Genomic DNA, 19,890 nt, shown 5'->3' on the forward strand with positions numbered 1-19,890 from the left:
CCGCCGACGGCCCGCTCCGCGGACGGATGCCGAGGGTTGTGCGGTCGCATGCCGAGGGTTGTTCGGTGTGGGGAGGCCGAATCCTTGAACAACCCTCGGCATGTCGCGATCTCTGTCGTGATCCAGAGGCGCTGGAGCACCTGACCCCACCGCCTGGACCCGGCGAACGCACACCCCGGTTCCCGGGCAGGACGGCCAGCGGCGAAACCATGATCCGATCTCGGGCGTGAACCGCGGGGGTGGTGGGATGGTGATGGTGGGGCGAGCCGGACAGGACGGTGGGCGGCGGTCTGGGCTCGGCGGGACAACTCCATTCGGGGGAGAAGATCACCCGAATGGAGGGGCTCGGATGGGCTGGTCCATTACGTACGGTGATGTTTCTGCTGAGGTCGAACGGGGTGGATGACCGTCCGCCCGGACCGGGATCCGTGAGGCGTGTCGCGGCCGCGCCGAGGCCGAAAGGGCGTCGGCGCGGGCTGCGGGAAGAGGCCCGGGAAGGAACCTGGCGAAGGGGGTCCACGGAGTGAGCCGTGGCTGGCCCGGGAAGCCGGGCGATTCCAGTGCGGAAGGTGCCTTCCGTATGGACCGGATGTAACCGGCACGTATCCAATGTCATCCACGCCGGCAGATTGCGGGCGAATGACGGTGGGTGGAATGTGGTGGCCCGCTCGGGGCGCTGAAAATTCAACGGCCGTGGCGGCCCATCGATGTAGAGTATCCTGCGTATCCCCGTTTCCAGAGGGAGTGCGCATGAGTCATCTGCAGGTCGTCGTCAGTATCGACTCCCTGGACGGCGCCGAGCGTATCGGTCGGGCGCTGGTGGAGGCCCGACTGGTCGCCTGTTTCCAGGTCCTCGGCCCGATGCGCAGCATCTATCGGTGGAAGGGCGAGATCGAGCAGGCGGACGAATGGCTCTGCCTGGCGAAAACGACCACCGCGCGATTCGACGAGATGCGCGAGCGACTCGTCGTCCTGCATCCGTACGACAATCCCGAGATCATTGCGACGCCGATAGTCGCTGGGCACGGCGACTATCTGGACTGGATCAGCGAGCAGACCAGACCGCTCGCACAGTGATCCGGAGCCTGCCGGTTGTGCCAGGGACCGGCCGCGGTGACCGCGGCGGGAGGAATCAGACCAGGGCCCGCAACTGGTCGTCGAGATCCCGCACGACCTGGGTGTGCTGCCAGGGGCGCAGGTGTTCGCGGGCGCGGCGGACGCGGGCGAGTCCCAGCGAGAAGTCGGTTTGCGCGACGATTGCGAGGGATTCGGCGGCGAAGTGGCAGGCCGCGTCGATCTCGCGGCGCTGGATATGCACCTCGGCGATGTCGCTGAGAAGCAGGGAGCGCTTCTTGGTGGCCCCTGGTCCGGCCACTCGCAGTGCTTCGGTCGCCGCGGCGTAGGCGGCCGCGGGACGACGCAGCCTGGTGTATGTGGTGACTTTCAGGCCGTCGAGCCGGCCCCGGTCAAAGAAATGCGTCCAGACCCGGCTGCCATCGCTCTCGCCGCGGTCGAAGGCATCCTGGGCGCGGTCGAGGGCGGTCAGTGCGGCCCGGCCCTCACCGCGGGCGGCCTGCTCCTCGGCCTCGCGTGCGGCCAGCCAGGCACGGGTCATCGCGGTGCTGCCGGCCGCGGCCCGTCGCTGCGCCTCACCGAGCAGCGCGCAGGCCTGGTCGTGGCGGCCCTGGCTGGCGGTCTGGTAGCTCTCGTAGCCCAGCACGCAGGCCCAGAGCCCGTGGTCCTCGGCGTCCCGGGCGGCCTCGATGGCGACCCGGTAGTAGGCCGTCGCCGCCGGCAGGTCGTTGCTGTCGAAGGCCAGCCAGCCCGCCAGTGCCGCGGTCTCGCCGGCCGTCGAGGTCAGCGAGCGGCGCAGGGGGGAACGGCCGGTGGACTCCAGCAACTGGATGAGACGCCCCAGATGCTCGGTGACGCGTGGCATCAGCGTCCGGGCGGGAACACGCTCCTCCAGGCCGTACAGACCCGCGGTGCGCTGGCCCAGCTCCTCGACGAGCTCGGGGGTGACGCTGGCGCGTCGTCGCAGCGCCGCGGACAGCCGTTCCCAGGGCGGGCCGTCGGCGCCCGCGCCCAGCGGGACGACCGCCACACCGCCCGCGGCGGCCAGCAGACGCAGCACGTCGCGGCGCTCCACCGGCGGGCCGTTGGGGTCGATCACACTGCCGGTGCCGTGCAGGGCCGCCACCGGACCCACGGTGACGGTCGCCCCGCCGACCGTCACGCCCGCGACATCCGCTGGTCGGCCGGGTTCCGGTCGACCAGCGCCGCCTATGGGCGCGAGTGCCTCGTCGTCGACGAATCCGAGTTCCACCGATGACCGACCGAACAGCGCGCGCAGCAACCGCTGATAGCGGAGACTGGGCTTTTTATCGCCCTTCTCCCACTTGCAGATCATGTTTCCGGTGACACCGGCCTCGCGACCGTCGTGCACCATGGAGAAACGGCGGATCTCGGTCGCGAGCCGTTCCTGCGACCAGCCCCGCTCCTCCCGACTCAGCCGCAGCCGGGAGTTCGGTGTGCGTGGTGCCGGGCCGCGTCCGGATGGCGCGCCATCGTCGACGGAAGCACCGGTGGGGGAAGTCCGGGACGCCCCCGAGGGAGCGGTCGTGAGCTGCATCGGGGCCTCCGAAGTCAATCGGTTGACTCCTGGAGCTTAACCCTCAGTGAGATATGCCGGGCATGCCGTCCGTGGTCCTTCCGGGACCAGAAGCGGAAAAGGTGTGGTCCCTGTGGTCTTTGTCATTCGTGGACGGTGTGATTCGTGGACAGTCGGTGTGCCGCTGCGGAGGGTGGCGCACCCTGGGGCGCGGACGGTGGCGCAGCCGGTGGCCGTCCGTCGCGGACCGTTGGGCCCCGGGCGTCGCCTTCGCCCGCCCGGGTCCGGCCTTCTACAGTGTGGGGGTGAGAGCCGGACCCCTCGACCGCCGACCTCGACCGACCGGATCCGGCGCCCCTGCCCGTCCACTGCGGGCGTGGCAGCAGGCGGCTCTGGAGATCTACCGTGCGCGTTCGGCGTCGGGCGCGCGGGACTTCCTCGCGGTCGCGACGCCGGGCGCGGGCAAGACGACCTTCGCCCTGCAGATCGCCGCCGACCTGCTCGCCGCCGGTGAGATCAGCCGGATCACCGTGGTCGCACCCACCGAGCACCTCAAGCGGCAGTGGGCGGCAGCCGCATCCGAGGTCGGCATCGACCTGGACCCGGACTTCCGCAACGCGGCCGGCGCCACGTCCTCGGACTACACCGGCGTCGCCGTGACCTACGCGCAGGTCGCGGCCCATCCAGCCCTGCACCGGGCCCGCACCGGGGCGCGGCGCACCCTGGTCATCCTGGACGAGATCCATCACGCGGGCGACGCGTTGTCGTGGGGAGAGGCGGTGCGGGAGGCGTTCGCCCCGGCGACCCGCCGACTCGCCCTGACCGGAACGCCCTTTCGCTCCGACGTCAACCCCATCCCGTTCGTCACCTACCTGCCCGGGACGGACGGTGTGCTGCGCAGCATCGCCGACTCCTCCTACGGTTACGCCGAGGCGCTGCGCGACGGGGTCGTCCGTCCGGTGCTGTTCCTGGCGTACTCGGGGGAGATGTCCTGGCGCACGAGCGCGGGGGCGGAGCTGTCGGCGCGCCTGGGCGAACCGTTGACCAGCGACCAGACCGCCGCCGCCTGGCGCACCGCGCTCGACCCCCGCGGCGACTGGATGCCTTCTGTGCTCGCCGCCGCCGACACCCGGCTCTCGCAGGTCCGGGCCGGTGGCATGCCGGACGCGGGTGGCCTGGTCATCGCCACCGATCATGCGACCGCCCGGGCCTACGCCGGGATGCTCGCCCGGCTCACCGGCTCGTCGCCGTCGGTCATCCTCTCCGACGACCCCACCGCGTCCTCGAAGATCGAGAACTTCCGGCGTTCCACCGACCGGTGGATGGTCGCCGTGCGGATGGTCAGCGAGGGCGTGGACGTGCCACGGCTGGCCGTCGGGGTCTACGCCACCTCGGCGTCCACCCCGCTGTTCTTCGCCCAGGCGGTCGGGCGGTTCGTGCGTGGACGCGGCCGGGGCGAGACCGCCTCGGTGTTCCTGCCCAGTGTGCCGTCCCTGCTGGGGCTCGCCGGCGAGATGGAGGTCCAGCGCGACCACGCGCTGGAGAAGTCCCCGCGCGACCCCGACGCCTTCGACGACGACGCGCTGCGCGAGGCCAACCGCCGCCGCGACGCCCCCGACCAGCCCGACACCCTGTTCACCGCGCTCGGCTCGTCCGCCCACCTGGACCGGGTCATCTTCGACGGCGGCGAGTTCGGCACCCCGGCCGCGATCGGCTCGGTCGAGGAGGAGGACTTCCTCGGCCTGCCCGGCCTGCTCGAACCCGACCAGGTCGCCACGCTGCTGCGGCAGCGGCAGGCCGCCCAGCAGGCCGCGGCGCGCAGGGAGGCGGCGAAGTCTCCCGGTCAGTCGCAGCCGGTGGTACCCACCGCCCGCACCGCGAGCACCGCCGGAGTCGCCGGTGCCGGTGCCAGCACCAGTGCGGGTACGGACGAGGACGATGCCGCCCGGCCCAAGCACGAGATCATCGCCGAGCTGCGCCGCGAGCTCAACCGCCTCGTCGGCATGCACTTCCACCGCACCGGCAAACCGCACGGGATGATCCACGCGGAGCTGCGCCGCAGCTGCGGCGGGCCGCCGAGCGGCCAGGCCACGGCCGCCCAGTTGCAGGCCCGCATCGACACCGTCCGGCGCTGGGCGAGCTGACCCGACCGACGCCGACCCACGTCATCAGCCGACCGCCGACCGCCACCGCCGACCGGTGGACCGGATGCTGATCGCCGGTCGGCGGGGTGGGGCGCGGCGGGGCTGGCGACGCGGTGGGGTCAGCCGCCCTGGGAGACGGTGATCGAGGTGATCTTGGCCTTGCTGGCTGGCGCGCCGTCCGAGCCGCCACCCTCGACCCCGGGCTTGGTGAGCTTGTCCAGCACGTCCAGACCCTGGGTGATCCTGCCGAAGACGGTGTAGCCACCGGCGAGCGCGGCCGCGCCCTGCGTCGTCGGGGTGGCGTAGTTGATGAAGAACTGGCTGCCGTTGCTGTCGGGCTGCGAGCTGTGGGCCATCGCGAGGACACCGCGGTCGTAGGTGACACCCTCGGTGTTCTCGTTGGCGTAGCCGTAGCCGGGGCTGCCGGCACCGGTGCCGGTCGGATCCCCGCACTGCAGGACGAAGATGCCGGCCTCGGTGCCGGCCGTCTCACGGTGGCAGGCGGTGTCGTCGAAGTACTTCGTGTCGGCGAGGGTGAGCAGCGCGTGCACGGTGCAGGGGGCCTTGTCGGCGTCCAGGGTCGCGGTCATCGTCCCGGCACTGGTGTTGATCACCATGGTGGCGGGGGAGGTGTCGACCTTGGCGGCGGCCTTGGGCAGCGTCGCGTTGCGGGCCGGGGTCTCGCCGTTGGACGTGTAGACGCAGTCCCCGACCTTGCTGGTCGGCGCGGCGGCCGCGGCGGAGGGGGTCGTCGCCGGGTTCGCCGTGGCGGTGGCGTTGTCGTCGTGGTCCTTGCCGGTGAGCAGGATGGCGGCGATCGACGACGCGGCGACGACGACCACGATGAAGCCGGCCACGATGGCCAGCCGCTGCTGGCGGCGGCGCTGGGTTTGGCGGCGGCGCTCGGCCTGCCGGGTGGCCCGGGCCTCGGCGAGCTCGCGTTGGCGTCGATCCCTCGAACTGGTGGCCACCGTCGCCGGCCCTCCTCATGTATCGACTGACGGTTGTGGACGCCCTACGCCTGCCGGAGTCGGTCCGCACCAGGGGCGGTACGCACCGATGGGCACCGGGACGTGGGCACCGTCACCGTAACCGTTCCACACGGTAACTGTTGTTCCAGGTCGGCCGTGGGGGGCGCTCCGACCCACGATGCCGCTTCCAGGATGCCCGGGCTGCCTGTGCGGGGGCTGTCCGTGGCCGGGGAAGGGGCGCAGGGGTGGCTGGTAGCGTGGCCGTGGGGGTGCGATGCGGCACCACCACGAGGCGTGATCATTCAGGGGTTGACGCGACGCATGCTCGACAAGCGATTCATCCGGGACAACCCGCAGGCCGTCCGGGACGCGGTCGCCGCCAAGGGCGTCGACCTGGATGTCGACGAACTGCTCCAGCTTGACCAGGAGAACCGCAAGCTGCAGTTCGAGGTCGACGAGGCGCAGGCGCAGCGACGCAGCCGCTCGAAGCAGTTCGCGAAGGCCGACGAGGCCCGCCGCGCCGAGCTGCGCGCCGAGCAGGAGGCGTTCGACCGACAGCTCAGCGACAACCGCGAACGCCTCGCCCGCACCGCTGCGCGGCTGGCCGAACTGATGCTCGCCACACCGAACATCCCCTGGTCCGGCGCGCCGGTCGGGCCGGACGAGTCGGCCAACGTGGTGCTGCGCACCGTCGGCGCCCCGCCGAGCTTCGACTTCGACCCGCTGGATCACGTCGAGCTCGCCGAACGCCGGGGCTGGGCCGAGTTCGCCCGGGCCCGGCGGGTGGCCGGTGAGCGGGCCTACGCCCTCGTCGGCGATCTGGTGCTGCTTGAACGCGCGATCCACTCCTACGCGCTGGACCTGCTGCGGGGCAGGGAGTTCACCCCGATCTCGGTGCCGGCGCTGGTCCGTGAGGAGCCGCTGGTCGGCACCGGGATGCTGCCCAAGGGGCGCGAGGAGATCTACGAGATACCCGCCGATGACCTGTTCCTGGCCGGCACCGCCGAGGTCGCTCTCGTCGGGCTGCACGCCGGGGAGATCCTCGAGGCGGCCGCGCTGCCCGTGCGCTACGCCGGTATCTCCGCGTCCTTCCGCCGGGAGATCGGCAGCGCCAGCCGGGATGTGCGCGGCCTGCTGCGGGTGCACCAGTTCGAGAAGGTCGAACAGTTCGTGCTGTGCGCCGCGGACGAGGCCGAGTCGGCCCGCTGGCACGCGGAGCTGCTGGCCACCGCCGAGCGCATCCTCACCGATCTGGGGCTCAGCTACGAGGTGGTCGAGTGCGCCACCGGTGACATGGGCGTCGGCAAGTTCCGGATGAACGACATCAACACCTGGTTTCCCTCGCTTGGCCGCTACCGGGAGACGCACAGCTGCTCGACCCTGCACGACTGGCAGGCCCGGCGGGCGAACCTGCGCTACCGCGACGCCGACGGCACCATCCATTTCGCGCACACGCTGAACAACACCGCGGTCGCCACCCCGCGGCTGCTCGCGGCGCTGCTGGAGAACCACCAGACCGCCGACGCCGGCATCCGGGTGCCCGAGGTGCTACGCCCCTACCTGGGCGGACGCGAGCTGCTCTGAATCCGCGGGGCTGTGGCGGCGGGCCCGGTGGGCGCGGACGAGAGCGGGGCCGGCGACGGCGAGCCGGCGGCGCATCGCCACCGAGACCCGCTGGTCCAACACCTGGTAGTCGGCGCGTTCCACCTCGTCCAGGATGGCGCGGTAGAGCACGAACGCGGTGCGCATGCAGTCGCGTGAGGTGGGGTGCAGCAGCCGGATGCCGGGCTCGGCGCAGCGGAACAGCTCCCGGGCCCGGCTGATCTCGAAGGCGAGCAGGCGGCGCACCGGACCGTCCACCACGCCGGTGGCCAGACGCTCCCGGGTGACGCCGAACAGCGCCAGTGACTCCGCTGGCAGGTAGACGCGACCGCGGCGCAGGTCCTCACCGACATCGCGGATGAAGTTCGCCAGCTGGAAGGCGAGCCCCAGGTCGCGCGCGTAGGGCAGGGCGCTGTCGTCGGACGGTTCGAGCAGGGGCACCATCTGCAGGCCGATGACCGCCGCCGAGCCGTACATGTAGCCGACGAGGTCGTCCCAGGTCGCGTACTCGGTGACGGTGAGATCCATCGCCATGGACGACAGGAACGCCGCGAAGTGGCCCGGGTCGAGGGCGAACCGGCGGATCGTGTCGATCGTCGCCGGCAGCACCGACACCTCGGCCCCCGGGCCACGGCCCGGCCGAGCCTGGCGCCAGCCCGGGTCGTCGGGGGCGTGGCGGTCGTCGGGGTCGCGGCCGAGGGCGGCGTCGACGTGCTGGGGGGTCACACCGGTACGCAGGGCGGTCAGGAACCGTTCGCCCCAGGCGCGTAGCGCGACGGCCCGTTCGGCGTTGCCGAGCTGGGCGTCGAGGTCGTCGACGAGGTCGTCGGCGTGCCGGGCGAAGCCGTACAGGGCGTGGACGTGCGGGCGTTTCCACGCCGGCAGCAGCAGCGTCGCCAGGTAGTAGGTGCGTCCGTGCGCGGCGTGCAGCGCCCGGGCCCGGGCGTAGGACGCCCGCAGCCGCGGATCGGTGATGCCGGCGGCGGCTACGGCGTTCACGGCAGCCGGGAGGTGAAGGCGAGCGAGGTGGCCGCGGCGGCGAAACCGAGAGCCACCGACAGGCCGAGGAACCAGGTGGTGATCTCCCGGTACTCGGTGCGGTAACCGATGGAGCTGCCCAGGTTGCGGTAGACCGAGCGCAGCTCGTCGCCGGTGGCGGCGCGATGGTAGGAACCCTCGGTCTCGTTGGCGATGTCGTGCAGGGCCTGCTCGTTGACGGGGACGGGAACCTCCTGGCCCCCGACGTCCAGGGTGCCGCCGGGGGTGCCATAGGCGATGGTGTCGACGGGGACGTGGGCCGCCCGAGCGGCCTCGATGGCCTGGGAGTTCGGCCGGCCCCGGGTGGTCTCACCGTCGGAGAGCAGCACGATCGCTGCGGGCGGTGGGTTCTGGCCGCCGGCGGACAGGCGCTGGCTCGCGGTGGTGATGCCCTGCAGGGACGCGAACACGCCTTCGCCGATCGCGGTGGCCGGGCCGAGCTGCAGCCCTCGGATGCCGGCGCGCACCGACTCGCGGTCGGTGGAGGCCGGCACCAGCACGGTGGCGCTGCCGGCGAAGGACACCAGGCCCAGGTTGATCCGCGGGGGCAGCTGGTCGACGAACGCCACGGCGCCCTGCTTGGCCGCCTCCAGCCGGGTGGGGGCGATGTCGGTGGCGGCCATCGAGTTCGACACGTCGATCGCCAGCATGATCGTCGCGCGTTCGCGTGGGACGCGTTCGGCGCGGGCCGGGCGGGCCAGCGCGAACACCAGCCCGGCCAGGGTGAGCAGGAGCAGCGCGGCGGGTACGTGCCGGCGCCACCAGGCCGGTCGGCGGGGCAGCACCGAGGCGAGCACGGTGGTCGAGGACAGCCGGGCGGCGTAGACGCGCCGGCGCAGCGACAACACGACGTAGGCCGCCAGCAGCGCCGCGACCAGCAGGTTGAGCCACAGCCAGTGGCCGGCGAGGAAGTTCACCAGCGCCCCACCGCCGCTGCCCCCGCGGCCGGGGCGAACAGGGCCCGCCCGGTCGTGCCCGCCCGCCCGACCCGCCCACCGGCCGGTGCGGCCGCGACGGCCGCGGCCAGCGGTGGCCGGCGACCGGCGCCGCGCCCGCGCCGGTTGGCCGCGGCGAACCGGGCGATGTCGACCAGCCAGTCGGAGTCGGTGCGCAGCACCAGATGGTCGGCGCCGGCCCGGCGCAGGGCGAGCGCCACCTCACGCCGGTGCGCCGCGGCCGCCTGGGCGTACCGGGCGCGCAGCCGCCGCGACGAGGTCGGTACCTCCAGCAGGGCGCCGGTCTCGGCGTCGACGACGGGCAGCAGACCGACGGCGGGCAGTTCCAGCTCGAGCGGGTCGAGCACCTCGATGGCGAGCACCTGGTGGCGGGCGGCCAACGCCCGCAGCGGACGTTCCCAGCTCAGGTCGGTGGACTGGAAGTCGGTGATGACCACCGCCAGACCCCGCCGCCGCGGCGGGCGCATCAGACCCGCGAGGGCGACGGACAGGTCGGTGGCCGCGGCCGGCTCGGGGCGGCGCAGCGGCCGGTCGTGGGCGGTGCGGGGGGTGGTGAGCAGGTTGCGCAGCAGCGCTCGCAGACCGGCACGGCCAGGGCGGGCCGGGTAGGCCCTCGTCCCGCCGCCGGTGAGGGCGACGGCGCCCATCCGGTTACCGGTGCGGGCGGTGAGGAAACCGACGGCGGCGGTCGCGGCGATCGTCAGGTCACGCTTGTCCAGCTCGCCGCTGCCGAACTCGGAGCTGGCGGTCAGGTCGACCAGCGCCCAGGTCTCGAGCTCGCGGTCGGCGATGAGATCGTGCACATGCGGGACGGTGGTGCGGGCGGTGACCGCCCAGTCCATCCGGCGCACGTCGTCACCGACGGTGTACTCGCGGCTTTCCGCCTTCTCGCTGCCGTGGCCGGGCAGCAGGCCGAGATGGTCACCGAGCAGCATGCCGTCGAGGCGGCGCAGCACGGTGAGTTCGAGGCGGCGCAGCGTCCGCTCGATGACCGGATCGGTGCCGGCCGTCATCCGCGCGGGCCCTGCTCGAGGTACTCGGGGAAACCCGACCGTGGGTTGGCGCCCCAGCCGCCGGTGTGCGGGCCGGTGTACGGGCCGCCGGGCCCGCCGGTGGCATAGGGGGCCTGCTGGCGCGGCGCGACCTGCGGCGGGACGATCGAGGAGACGATGCGTGCGGCGATCGCGTCGGCGGAGAGCCCCTCGGCGAGCGCCTCGTAGGACAGCACCAGCCGGTGCGGCAGCACATCCAGGGCGACGGCGATGACATCGTCGGGGACCACGTAGTCGCGGCCGCGCAGCAGGCCGAGGGCCCGCGCGGCGGCGATCAGGCCCAGCGACGCCCGCGGCGAGGCGCCGTAGGCGAGCTGGCCGCGCAGCTCCGGCAGCCCCGCCTGCTCCGGCGCGCGGGTGGCGAGCACGAGGTTCACCGCGAACTCGACGATCGCGTGGTGGACGAACACGTTGTCCGCCCGCTCCTGCAGGCGCAGCAGCTTCGCCGGGTCGAGCACCGGCTCGGGTACGGGGGGACGCACCCCCATCCGCCGCACGATCTCCAGCTCCTCGGCCGGGCTCGGGTAGGGCACGGTGACCTTCATCAGGAACCGGTCGCGCTGGGCCTCGGGCAGCGGGTAGACGCCCTCGGACTCGATCGGGTTCTGGGTGGCCAGCACCAGGAACGGCCGTGGCAGCGGATGGGTGACTCCGCCCAGGGAGACCTGCTTCTCCGACATGATCTCCAGCAGCGCCGACTGTACCTTCGCCGGCGCCCGGTTGATCTCGTCGGCCAGCACGAAGTTCGCGAACACCGGCCCGAGTTCCACGTCGAACGACTCGCTCGTGGACTTGTAGATGCGTGCGCCGACGATGTCGGACGGAACCAGGTCGTTGGTGAACTGGATGCGGACGAACGAACCGCCCACCACCGTCGCCAGGGTCTGCACGGCCAGGGTCTTGGCGACCCCCGGCACCCCCTCGAGCAGGCAGTGCCCCCGCGCGAGCAGCGCGACGAGCATCCGCTCGACCATCCGATCCTGCCCGACGATGACCTTCTTGATCTCGAACAGGGCGCGTTCGAGCAACGCCGCGTCCGTCGTGGTGTCCGGTGCCGCGAGGCTGGCCGGGCTGCGCCCTTGGTCCATGCCGGTATTCTCCCAGCCGCCGGGCGAAATGGGGGACCAACCGAGTCGGCACGGCGAGGTTCCAAGGGACTTCTAACCCCCTGTTCAGGAACTATCGCTCAGCGCAGGGCCCGGGAGCGGTAGTCGCGGCGCGGTCCGAGAACGCGCTCGGCGGCGAGCCGTCCAGAGACGAGCACCATCGGCACGCCGACGCCCGGGCGGGTGCCGCTGCCGGTGAACACCACGTTCGCCAGCCCCGGCGCCAGGTTGCCCGGGCGGAACGGGCCGGTCTGCCCCAGCGTGTGGGCGGCGGCGAACGGCGCTCCCGCCGCCATCCCGCGGGCCCGCCAGTCCGCCGGCGTCGTCGTGGCCGCCACCTCGATGGCCGCGCCGAAACCCGGATAGCCGCGCCGTTCGCAGGTGGCGATGACCTCGTCGCGGTAGCGCGGGCCGAGCACCGACCAGTCCAGACCGGCGGTGAGGTTCGGGGTGGGAAACAGCACGTAGTAGGCGTGCCCGCCGGCCGGAGCCAGCGTCGGATCGCTGCGCGAGGGCGTGCTGACCAGGAAGGACGGGTCGCTCATCAGCTCGCCGCGGTCGATGATCTCCGCGAAGGTGCGTCGCCAGGCCTGGCCGAAGTGGATGGTGTGATGGGCGGTGTGCGGGTAGTCCACCCGGGCCCCGGCGTGCAGCAGAAAGCAGGACGGGGAGTAGCGCAGCCGCCGCAGCCGCCGTGGCGCCGCCCCCGGCGGCAGCAGGTCGGCGTAGGCGATCGGCAGGTCGGGGTTGAGCACGACCACGTCGGCGGGCACCCGTTCACCCGCCGCGGTGTGCACGGCCACCGCCCGTCCGCCGTGGACCTCCACCCGGGTCACGGTCGTGTCATAACGCAGGGTCACGCCGTGTTTGGCGGCCGCGCCGGCCAGCGCCTCGGGCACGGCGTTCATCCCGCCGGTCGGGTGGTACACCCCGGCGACACAGTCCATGTACGAGATGACCGCGTAGAGCGCCAGCGCGTCGTGCGGGGCGAGACCCGCGTACATCGCCTGGAAGGAGAACAGCCGCCGGGTCCGCTCGTCGCGCAGATGACGGTCGACGACCGGGGCGAGCCGGCGGAACCCGCCGAGCGCGGCGAGCCGGGCCAGCGCCGGACGCATCAGCGTCAGCGGCGAGTCGACCTGAGCATCGATGAAGTGCGCGAACTGGACCCGGAACATGTCCGTCACCAGCGTGACGAACCGTTCGAAGCCCGCCGCCTCCGCCGGCCCGCACAGCGCACGGATCTGCGCGGCGGTGTCGGCCGGGTCGGCCCGCACGTCCAGCGACGAACCATCGGCGAAGAACGCCCGGTACATCGGGTCGAGCCGGGTGAGGGTCAGCCAGTCCTCGAGGTTCTCACCGACGCAGTCCAGCGCGTCCGCGAGCAGCTCCGGCATCGTCAGCACGGTCGGCCCGGTGTCGAACTGGTAGTCACCCAGGGCGAGCCGGCCCGCGCGCCCACCGGGGCCCGCCTCCCGTTCGAGCACGGTGACCCGCCGTCCGGCCCCGGCCAGCCGCAGCGCCGCCGACAGCCCGCCCAGGCCCGCACCCACGATGACGATGTGATCTGTTGGCCCCTGTACCGTGCGCATCAAGCCCCGCCTCCCGCCTGCCTGCCGCCCGTGCGTCCCTGCGTCCGTGTGCGTGTCTCTGTGTCTCTGTGCCTCTGTGTGGTCTGTGCGGTCTGTGCGGTCTGTGCGTCTTTGGGCGCCGCTGTCAGCTGCCCGCGCGGCGGGGAGATGCGGCGCCGTGATGTCGTCCCTAGTGTGTCCGGACGGTGGCCGCGACCGCGAGGCGTGACAGCGCGTCGAAGGTCGTGGCGTCCAGGGGGGTGGCGGAGGCCGTGGTCGCGGTCAGGGCGGCGAGGGCCTCGGCGGCGCAGGCCGCGATCCGCTGTTCGGCCAGCTCCAGCGCACCACAGCTGACGACGAACGCCCGTGCCTGGTCGAGTGCCGCGGGAAGATCGGGCCGATCCACCAGGGCCCGTAACCCGGTCGCGTCCGGCTGACGGGCGGCGAGCGCCAGCAACGCGTTCGGCCGGCCGTTGCGCAGGTCCTCGCCGGCGGGTTTGCCGGTCACCGCCGGATCGCCGAACAGATCCAGGATGTCGTCGCGTAGCTGGAACGCCTCGCCGAGCGGCGCGCCGAAGGCGGCGTACGTCGCCAGCGACTCCGGCGGCGCCCCGGCCAGCAGCGCGCCGAGCTGCAACGGGCGGATCACGGTGTACCCGGCCGTCTTGTACCGGGCGATCCGTCCGATCCGCACCGACGGTCGGCCATCCGGACCGGACGGCTCGCCGCCCTGGCGCGGGGGCGGGCCATCCTGAGCCGACGACTCGTCGTCCTGGCGCGCGGGCGGGTCACTGTCGAGGTCCAGGGGATGGCCGCTGAGGTCGAGGTACTGGCCGGCGACGAGCTCGGTGCGCATCCGGGAGTAGATCGGCCAGGCGCGCAGCAGCGCCGCCGGTTCCAGGCCGCTGGCCATCAGCAGATCGTCCGCCCAGCTCAGGAACAGATCACCGAGCAGGATGGCGGCCGACTGCCCGAACCGGTCGCTGTCACCGGGCAGCCCGCGGGCGCGATGGCGCAGCGCCAGGTCACGGTGCGCGCTCGCCCGGCCGCGGCGCAGCTCGGAGGCGTCCATAAGATCGTCATGCACCAGCGCGCAGGCGTGTAGCACTTCCAGGGACGCGGCGGCCATCACGATTTCGGGACCGTCCGCCGCGCCGACGCCCCGCCACCCCCAGTAGCAGAACGCCGGACGCAGCCGCTTGCCGCCGCCGAGCAGCACCTGTTCGGCCACCTCGAGGAACGGAGCGAGCTCGGGGTCGATCTCGAGCAGCGTGACCCCACGGTCGGCGAGGAACTGACGCAGTACCGCGGACACCCGAACGCGGATGTCCGTCATCGACGGCCGGGGTACGGTGCGGTGTGCCCGTGTTCGACACGCTCGTTGTGGTGATCGCCGTGGTCCTGTTGGCCGCCGCGATCGGCGGTCTTTCCCTGCTGAAACTGCCACCTGCCGAACTCGTCCACACCGTTGACGGTATAGACGCCGTCGAGCTGATGATGGCGGCGGGCCGTGTCGAGGTGGCGGATCGGGCCCGGGACAGCGTCCGGGCCGAGCTCACCGTCCGCCGTCGGCCCGGCCGGGCGGCACCCACCGTGACGACCGTCGGGTCGGTGCTGCGTATCGACGGTCGTCGCAGTGAGGTACGGGTCCGGTTGCAGGTGCCCGCGGGTACCCGGGTGCGGGCCGAACTGCTCACCGGCGAGATCACCCTGTGGGGCGTCGGCGGCGAGCTGTCGCTGGTCACCCGGGACGGCACGATCGCCGGCCGGGAGCTCGGCGCCGGCCCCGTCGCCGCCCGCAGCCGTGAGGGCGACGTGAACCTGCACTTCAGCAGCCCGCCGCGGGACGTCCACGCGCAGAGTGACACCGGCCTGGTGACGGTGATGCTCCCGGACGAGCGTTACGACGTCGCCGTGGAGTCCGGCGACCCGCGTGGCGTCGACCTGAACCTCACCGCGGTGCCCGGCGCCGCCCACCGCGTGGTGGCCCGCACCATCTCCGGTCGGGTGCAGGTCGGCACCACCGCACCGCTGGGCCCGCTGCCCATCTGACGGCCATCCCGACCGCCCGTGGTCCTTCGGTGGTCGTCCTTGACCGGCCTGCTGGCCGCCGGCCGGCCGCTGCCGGCGGGGGCTGTTCCCAGGCGTGGTCTCCGGCGGGCTACGCTCGGAGGATGACGGCGGTTCGTAGTGTGAGCGCGCGACCGACAACGATGGCCGAGTTCCTCGCCGCGGGGCTACCGTCGTTCTCCTTTGAGTTCTTCCCGCCGAAGACGTCGGAGGGAGAACGGCAGCTGTGGACGGCGCTGCGCCAGATCGAGGCGCTGCGCCCGTCCTTCGTCTCGGTCACCTACGGTGCCGGCGGCTCCACGCGGGACGGCACGATCCGCGTGACCGAGCGGATCGCCACCGAGACCACGCTCACCCCCATCGCACACCTCACCGCGGTCAACCACTCCGTCGCCGAGCTGCGTCAGGTGATCGGCAACTACGCCGGTGCCGGGGTGCGCAACGTGCTGGTGCTGCGCGGCGATCCGCCGGGTGACCCGCAGGGGACGTGGACCGCCCATCCGCAGGGCCTCGAGTACGCGAGCGAACTGGTCAGCCTGGTCCGCGCGGCCGGGGACTTCTGCGTCGGGGTGGCGGCCTTCCCCGACAAGCATCCCCGCTCGCCGGATCTCGACACCGACGCCCGTCATCTGGTCGCCAAGTTCGACGCCGGCGCCGACTACGCCATCACCCAGTTCTTCTTCGGCGCGGACGACTACTTCCGCCTGGTCGAGCGGGTCCGGGCGCTCGGCTGCGACAAGCCGATCATCCCCGGGATCATGCCGGTGACGAACGTGTCGCAGATCGTGCGAATGGCGCAGCTGTCCGGTGCCGCCCTGCCGAGCGACCTGGTGGACCGTCTGCAGGCGGTCGCCGACGATCCGGCCGCTGTGCGCGCCGTCGGCGTCGACGTGGCGACCGAACTCTCCCGTCGCCTGCTCGACGGTGGGGCGCCCGGCCTGCACTTCATCACCCTGAACCGCTCCAGCGCCACCCGGGAGATCTTCCAGGCCGTTCGCTAGCCTGCTGTCAGGCGCGGCTGGACGTGGGTGTGGGAGGCGTCTCGGGCCGGGCGAACACCGCCGCGTAGGAGTCGAACACGCACAGCAGCCAGTCCTCGCGGAACGACTGTGTGCGGGCCAGGGAGAAGCCGGCCTGGTTGGCGGCGTCGATGACCTGGGTGATCAGCCCCAGGTCGAGGGTGCTGAACACCGAGGGGACGCGCACGGCGAGCATCACCTGATCTCGGTGGGGCGTGAACACGGCTGGCACGTCGAGATCCTCGATGTGCTCCACCACTCCGGTCGCCTGCTCGGTCACGGCACCCCCTGCCCGTGACCCTACGTCCCGGCCGCCGTCCTGTCCTCGCTGTTTCATGGATGTGTGCCGAAGCCCGCCCCCGATCCCGCTCGCCACCCCGATTCGGCCGGTCCCCCCGACCCTGCCGGTCCCCCCGACCCTGCCGGCCATCCCGATTCGGCCGGTCTCCCCGATCTCGACGGTTATCTCGCTCGCTGGTCGCAGCTGCACGGTGGGTACGACGTCCGCTCGGGGCTGTGGCTCGTCCGGACGTTCCTGACGTTCGTCCACCGGATCGCGCGCCCGCTGGCGGTCCGGCGGGTGGCGCCGTCCGCGGTGACCGCTGGTGGGGTTGTGCTGACCGCGCTGGTGGTGCCCGCGTCGGTTGTGGGTGGGCGGTGGCCGCTGCTCGGCCTGGTCGCGCTGATCCTCGGCGGCGTGGCGGACAGCGTGGATGGTGCGGTGGCGGTGCTGACCGGACGGTCCACCGCGTGGGGTTACGTCCTGGACTCGGTCGCCGACCGCTGTGGTGACGTGCTGTGCCTGGTCGGACTGTGGTGTCTCGGGGCACCCGGGGGGCTGCTGGTCGCCGCCGGCTGTCTGCTCGGGCTGTTGGAGTACACCCGGGCGCGGGCCGGGAACGCCGGTTTCGGTGAGATCGGTGTGGTGACGGTGGGTGAGCGCCCGACCAGAATGATCGTGACCGGTGCCGGCCTGGTGGGCGCCGGCCTCGTGCCCGGCCTCGCGGACGTCGCCGCCGTCGTCGCGGCCACCGCGACGGTCGCGGTCTGCGCCATCGGCCTTCTCCAGCTCACCGTCACGCTCCGAACCGCCCTCATCGGCGCACCGCCCCCCGCCGCCCCAGCGCCACCACCACCATCGCCGGCCCCACCGACGCCGGACGTGTCGCCGTCCTAGGCATCGACGTCGGACGTGGCCGCCGTACGGACGTGGCCGCCGTACGGACGTGTCGCCTGTGCGCAGGTGTCGCCGTACAGGCTTGGTCGCCGCCGGCGTACGGAGGTGTCGCCATGCGGGCGAGGCGCGCGGGGATGGCCAGCCGGTGCGTGGTCGTGGGACGAGTGTTGGTGGCTGATTGCTGGCTATCCGCGGCGATCTTGATTTGTGTACTGAGTGTCTGCGGAGGCTAACCGAGGCGGCAGATTACGGAACCGAATTCGCGGTCGATGCCTCCTTTTCCTGCCGAATTTGCGGACGTATTGCTACGATCCGGCCGTATGCTCGTTTCGCCGATCACGATGGTCCTGACCACGGGGTTCGGCGTCGAGTCGCCCACCCCGCGATAAAGGATTCGGGAAAAAAGATGCTGTCGCAGATCGCCCGCAGATCGTCCCCACTTCGTCTGGTCGCCGCGGTTTTCGCGCTTGCCACCGCGGTGATCCTCAGCCTGCTGCCCAGCTGGGGCGCGCAGGCCGCCCCCCCGGCCCCGGCCGCCCCGGTGGTCTCGGACGCGGCCCCACTGGCGAAGGCCGTACCGTCCGCTCCCGGCCGGGTGCTGCTGCTCGGGCGGATCGCGCATCCGCTGGTGCTCAGCGTCAACGACCTTGCCACCAGGTACCCGCAGCACACCCAGACCGTCACCTTCCAGAGCGGCGCCGGCCCGCAGACCCACACCTACACCGGGCCGCTGCTCTACGACGTGCTGCAGGCGGCCAAGCCGTCCTTCCGGGCCGACGTGAAGAACGACTCGCTGCGCTACGCGGTGGTCGTCCACGCCAGCGACAACTACGAGTCGGTCGTGTCCTTCCCCGAGATCGACCCCGGCTTCGGTAACACCGCGAGCCTGCTGGCCGTGACCGAGGACGGCACGTCGCTGGCCACCGCTGGTCCGCGGCTGACCGCGCCCAAGGACACCAAGGGCGGTCGCTACGTGAGCAACGTCGTCGCCGTCGCCCTGGTGCGGGCCGGCCTGTAGCACCGCACCGGGTCTCGTCGGCCCCGCCGGATGTTTCTAGGCGGGGCCGACGAGGTCGGCGACGATCGCCGCCGACAGCACCACCAGCGGCAGGCCGCCGCCGGGATGCGCCGAGCCGCCGACGTGGAACAGGCCCCTGACGGCGGTCGCGTTCGGCGGGCGCAGGAACGCCGAACGCGCACCGTGCGAGGCCGTCCCGTAGATCGCCCCGCCGGGTGCCCCCGTGCGCCGCTCGAGATCGGCCGGGGTGATCGTCTCGTACCAGCGCAGGCGGTCCCGCACGTCGAACCCGCGGGCCGCCAGCAGGTCCAGCACATGGCGGGCGTAGCCGTCGGCGAGCCCCGGCCGATCCCAGTCCAGCCCGGCCTCGCCCGCCGAGGGCAGGTGCGGCGCGGCGTTGACCAGGACGAACCAGGCCTCGCCGTCCGGTGGGGCGCAGGCCGGATCGTCCGGGGTGTGCAGGTAGATCGCCGGGTCGGTGGGTAGCCGTCCGGTGAACACCGCGTCGAACTCGGCGTCGTAGTCCGCCGGGAACATCACCGTGTGGTGCGCGAGCGCACGGGTGGAGCCGGGTGGCCGCCTGGCGAGTGCGAGCAGCAGCACGAACCCCGACATCGACCGGTTCGCCCGCCGCAGCCGACGGCGCCCGGCCCGGCCGAGCCCCGTCGGCAGCATCCCGCCGTACAGCGCCGCCGCGTCGACGTTCGCGACGACGACGTCCGCGGGCAGCCGGATGCCGTCGGCGAGACGGACACCGTCGACCCGCCCGCCCGGCGTGCACGTCACCGCACGCACCCGGGTGCCGGTCAGGACCCGGGCCCCGCAGCGGCGCGCCCGCGCGTCGATCGCCGCACCGAGCCGGCGCAGCCCACCCGGCACATACCAACCGCCGAACCGGCGTTCGGCGTGCAGGACCGACACCAGCGCCGCGGGTGCCCGCCGTGGGTCGGACCCGGAGTAGGTGGCGTAACGGTCCAGCATCAGACGCAGCCGCGGGTCCCGCACCATCGACTGGCCGAGCCCGCGCAGGCTGCGCCAGGGCGCGACCGCCGGGATGTCCCCGGGTGCCGCCCAGGCCAGCCGGCCAAGCCCGGCCGCCCGCACCGGACTGGCCAGGAACGGCCGTTCGGCCGCGTCGAAGACACGCGCGGCCCGCGCGGCCAGGCGCCGCCAGTCCGCGCCGGCCGGTGCGCCGAGCCGGGCGTCGAGTTCGGCGAGGAACGCCTCCTCGTCGGCGTGTGCGGCCAGGACGGTGCCGTCGGCGAACCGGTAGGCGGCGATCGGATCGAGCCGACGCAACTCGAGTTCGTCCTGGCCGGGGGGGCCGCCGGTCGCGGCGAACAGATCCTCGAACACGTGCGGCATGGTCAGCAGGGACGGGCCGGTGTCGAAGCCGTAGCCGTCACGCTCGTACCACCCGAGCTTGCCGCCCACCGCCGGACTCTGCTCGCAGACGGTGACCTCATGCCCGGCCGCCGCCAGCCTGGCCGCCGCCGCCAGCCCGCCCACACCGGCACCGATCACCACCACCTGGGCCACGGAGCCGACTCTACGA

Annotated in this window: 17 protein-coding genes; 7 read left to right on the top strand and 10 right to left on the bottom strand. The window is 72.6% G+C overall.

Annotated elements, in window-relative coordinates:
• Positions 1-750: 750 nt before the first annotated feature.
• Complete coding sequence (gene cutA / locus MXD61_RS21280) at positions 751-1,077, top strand: divalent-cation tolerance protein CutA (RefSeq protein ID WP_175084650.1); 327 nt, start codon at positions 751-753, stop codon at positions 1,075-1,077.
• Positions 1,078-1,132: 55 nt separating this feature from the next.
• Here the strand turns inward: cutA and MXD61_RS21285 are convergent, their stop codons facing one another.
• Positions 1,133-2,632 carry a helix-turn-helix transcriptional regulator gene (locus tag MXD61_RS21285; protein WP_248815208.1) on the bottom strand — a complete coding sequence of 500 codons (1,500 nt, stop codon included), beginning with the start codon at positions 2,630-2,632 and terminating at the stop codon, positions 1,133-1,135.
• Between the two features lie 284 nt (positions 2,633-2,916).
• Between MXD61_RS21285 and MXD61_RS21290 the strand changes: the two genes are divergently transcribed.
• Complete coding sequence (locus MXD61_RS21290; protein ID WP_248815209.1) at positions 2,917-4,755, top strand: DEAD/DEAH box helicase; 1,839 nt, start codon at positions 2,917-2,919, stop codon at positions 4,753-4,755.
• A gap of 119 nt (positions 4,756-4,874) precedes the next feature.
• On the opposite strand, the gene MXD61_RS21295 is transcribed toward MXD61_RS21290, so the two are convergent.
• Positions 4,875-5,726: a peptidylprolyl isomerase gene (locus MXD61_RS21295; protein ID WP_248815210.1), complete on the bottom strand. Its 852-nt coding sequence runs from the start codon at positions 5,724-5,726 to the stop codon at positions 4,875-4,877.
• A gap of 321 nt (positions 5,727-6,047) precedes the next feature.
• On the opposite strand from MXD61_RS21295, the gene serS reads away from it, so the two are divergent.
• On the top strand, positions 6,048-7,310 hold the full coding sequence (serS, locus tag MXD61_RS21300; RefSeq protein WP_248815211.1) for a serine--tRNA ligase: 1,263 nt from the start codon (positions 6,048-6,050) through the stop codon (positions 7,308-7,310).
• Here the strand turns inward: serS and MXD61_RS21305 are convergent.
• From MXD61_RS21305 to MXD61_RS21330, 6 genes are all read right to left on the bottom strand, one after another.
• Positions 7,275-8,327: a phytoene/squalene synthase family protein gene (locus tag MXD61_RS21305; protein WP_248815212.1), complete on the bottom strand. Its 1,053-nt coding sequence runs from the start codon at positions 8,325-8,327 to the stop codon at positions 7,275-7,277. The two genes, serS and MXD61_RS21305, sit on opposite strands and share 36 nt — an antisense overlap.
• Positions 8,324-9,283 (bottom strand): VWA domain-containing protein, encoded by a 960-nt coding sequence (locus MXD61_RS21310; RefSeq protein ID WP_248815213.1) that lies wholly within the window; start codon positions 9,281-9,283, stop codon positions 8,324-8,326. The genes MXD61_RS21305 and MXD61_RS21310 overlap by 4 nt, the downstream gene beginning before the upstream one ends.
• The gene (locus MXD61_RS21315; protein ID WP_248815214.1) at positions 9,280-10,335 is read right to left on the bottom strand and encodes a DUF58 domain-containing protein; all 1,056 of its coding nucleotides are present in this window, start codon (positions 10,333-10,335) and stop codon (positions 9,280-9,282) included. The genes MXD61_RS21310 and MXD61_RS21315 overlap by 4 nt, the downstream gene beginning before the upstream one ends.
• On the bottom strand, positions 10,332-11,462 hold the full coding sequence (locus tag MXD61_RS21320) for a MoxR family ATPase (RefSeq protein ID WP_248815215.1): 1,131 nt from the start codon (positions 11,460-11,462) through the stop codon (positions 10,332-10,334). Before MXD61_RS21320 ends, MXD61_RS21315 begins: the two co-directional genes overlap by 4 nt.
• A gap of 98 nt (positions 11,463-11,560) precedes the next feature.
• Positions 11,561-13,072, bottom strand: a complete 1,512-nt coding sequence (gene crtI, locus MXD61_RS21325) for a phytoene desaturase family protein (protein ID WP_248815216.1) — start codon at positions 13,070-13,072, stop codon at positions 11,561-11,563.
• A 169-nt stretch (positions 13,073-13,241) separates the two neighbouring features.
• Complete coding sequence (locus MXD61_RS21330; protein ID WP_248815217.1) at positions 13,242-14,387, bottom strand: polyprenyl synthetase family protein; 1,146 nt, start codon at positions 14,385-14,387, stop codon at positions 13,242-13,244.
• A gap of 23 nt (positions 14,388-14,410) precedes the next feature.
• On the opposite strand from MXD61_RS21330, the gene MXD61_RS21335 reads away from it, so the two are divergent.
• Positions 14,411-15,103, top strand: coding sequence for a hypothetical protein (locus tag MXD61_RS21335; protein ID WP_248815218.1), 693 nt, complete (start codon positions 14,411-14,413; stop codon positions 15,101-15,103).
• A gap of 122 nt (positions 15,104-15,225) precedes the next feature.
• Positions 15,226-16,122 carry a methylenetetrahydrofolate reductase [NAD(P)H] gene (gene metF / locus MXD61_RS21340; RefSeq protein WP_248815219.1) on the top strand — a complete coding sequence of 299 codons (897 nt, stop codon included), beginning with the start codon at positions 15,226-15,228 and terminating at the stop codon, positions 16,120-16,122.
• Between the two features lie 7 nt (positions 16,123-16,129).
• Here the strand turns inward: metF and MXD61_RS21345 are convergent, their stop codons facing one another.
• The gene (locus MXD61_RS21345) at positions 16,130-16,420 is read right to left on the bottom strand and encodes a hypothetical protein (RefSeq protein WP_248815220.1); all 291 of its coding nucleotides are present in this window, start codon (positions 16,418-16,420) and stop codon (positions 16,130-16,132) included.
• A 63-nt stretch (positions 16,421-16,483) separates the two neighbouring features.
• Here MXD61_RS21345 and MXD61_RS21350 point away from each other — a divergent pair, with 63 nt between their 5' ends.
• Complete coding sequence (locus MXD61_RS21350) at positions 16,484-17,317, top strand: CDP-alcohol phosphatidyltransferase family protein (RefSeq protein WP_308222811.1); 834 nt, start codon at positions 16,484-16,486, stop codon at positions 17,315-17,317.
• Between the two features lie 406 nt (positions 17,318-17,723).
• Positions 17,724-18,335, top strand: coding sequence for a hypothetical protein (locus MXD61_RS21355; protein WP_248815221.1), 612 nt, complete (start codon positions 17,724-17,726; stop codon positions 18,333-18,335).
• 36 nt (positions 18,336-18,371) lie between these two features.
• Here the strand turns inward: MXD61_RS21355 and MXD61_RS21360 are convergent, their stop codons facing one another.
• The gene (locus MXD61_RS21360; protein ID WP_248815222.1) at positions 18,372-19,874 is read right to left on the bottom strand and encodes an NAD(P)/FAD-dependent oxidoreductase; all 1,503 of its coding nucleotides are present in this window, start codon (positions 19,872-19,874) and stop codon (positions 18,372-18,374) included.
• Positions 19,875-19,890 lie beyond the last annotated feature (16 nt).

Source organism: Frankia sp. AgPm24, from assembly GCF_023243055.1.
In the GTDB taxonomy this organism is placed as follows: Bacteria; Actinomycetota; Actinomycetes; order Frankiales; family Frankiaceae; genus Frankia; species Frankia umida.

What these genes read in the sequence shown, in the direction of transcription:
- cutA (WP_175084650.1), top strand. Translation starts at nt 751, where the DNA reads ATGAGTCATCTGCAGGTCGTCGTCAGTATCGACTCCCTGGACGGCGCC.
- MXD61_RS21285 (WP_248815208.1), bottom strand. Translation starts at nt 2,632, where the DNA reads ATGCAGCTCACGACCGCTCCCTCGGGGGCGTCCCGGACTTCCCCCACC.
- serS (WP_248815211.1), top strand. Translation starts at nt 6,048, where the DNA reads ATGCTCGACAAGCGATTCATCCGGGACAACCCGCAGGCCGTCCGGGAC.
- MXD61_RS21315 (WP_248815214.1), bottom strand. Translation starts at nt 10,335, where the DNA reads ATGACGGCCGGCACCGATCCGGTCATCGAGCGGACGCTGCGCCGCCTC.
- MXD61_RS21320 (WP_248815215.1), bottom strand. Translation starts at nt 11,462, where the DNA reads ATGGACCAAGGGCGCAGCCCGGCCAGCCTCGCGGCACCGGACACCACG.
- crtI (WP_248815216.1), bottom strand. Translation starts at nt 13,072, where the DNA reads ATGCGCACGGTACAGGGGCCAACAGATCACATCGTCATCGTGGGTGCG.
- MXD61_RS21330 (WP_248815217.1), bottom strand. Translation starts at nt 14,387, where the DNA reads ATGACGGACATCCGCGTTCGGGTGTCCGCGGTACTGCGTCAGTTCCTC.
- metF (WP_248815219.1), top strand. Translation starts at nt 15,226, where the DNA reads ATGACGGCGGTTCGTAGTGTGAGCGCGCGACCGACAACGATGGCCGAG.
- MXD61_RS21355 (WP_248815221.1), top strand. Translation starts at nt 17,724, where the DNA reads ATGCTGTCGCAGATCGCCCGCAGATCGTCCCCACTTCGTCTGGTCGCC.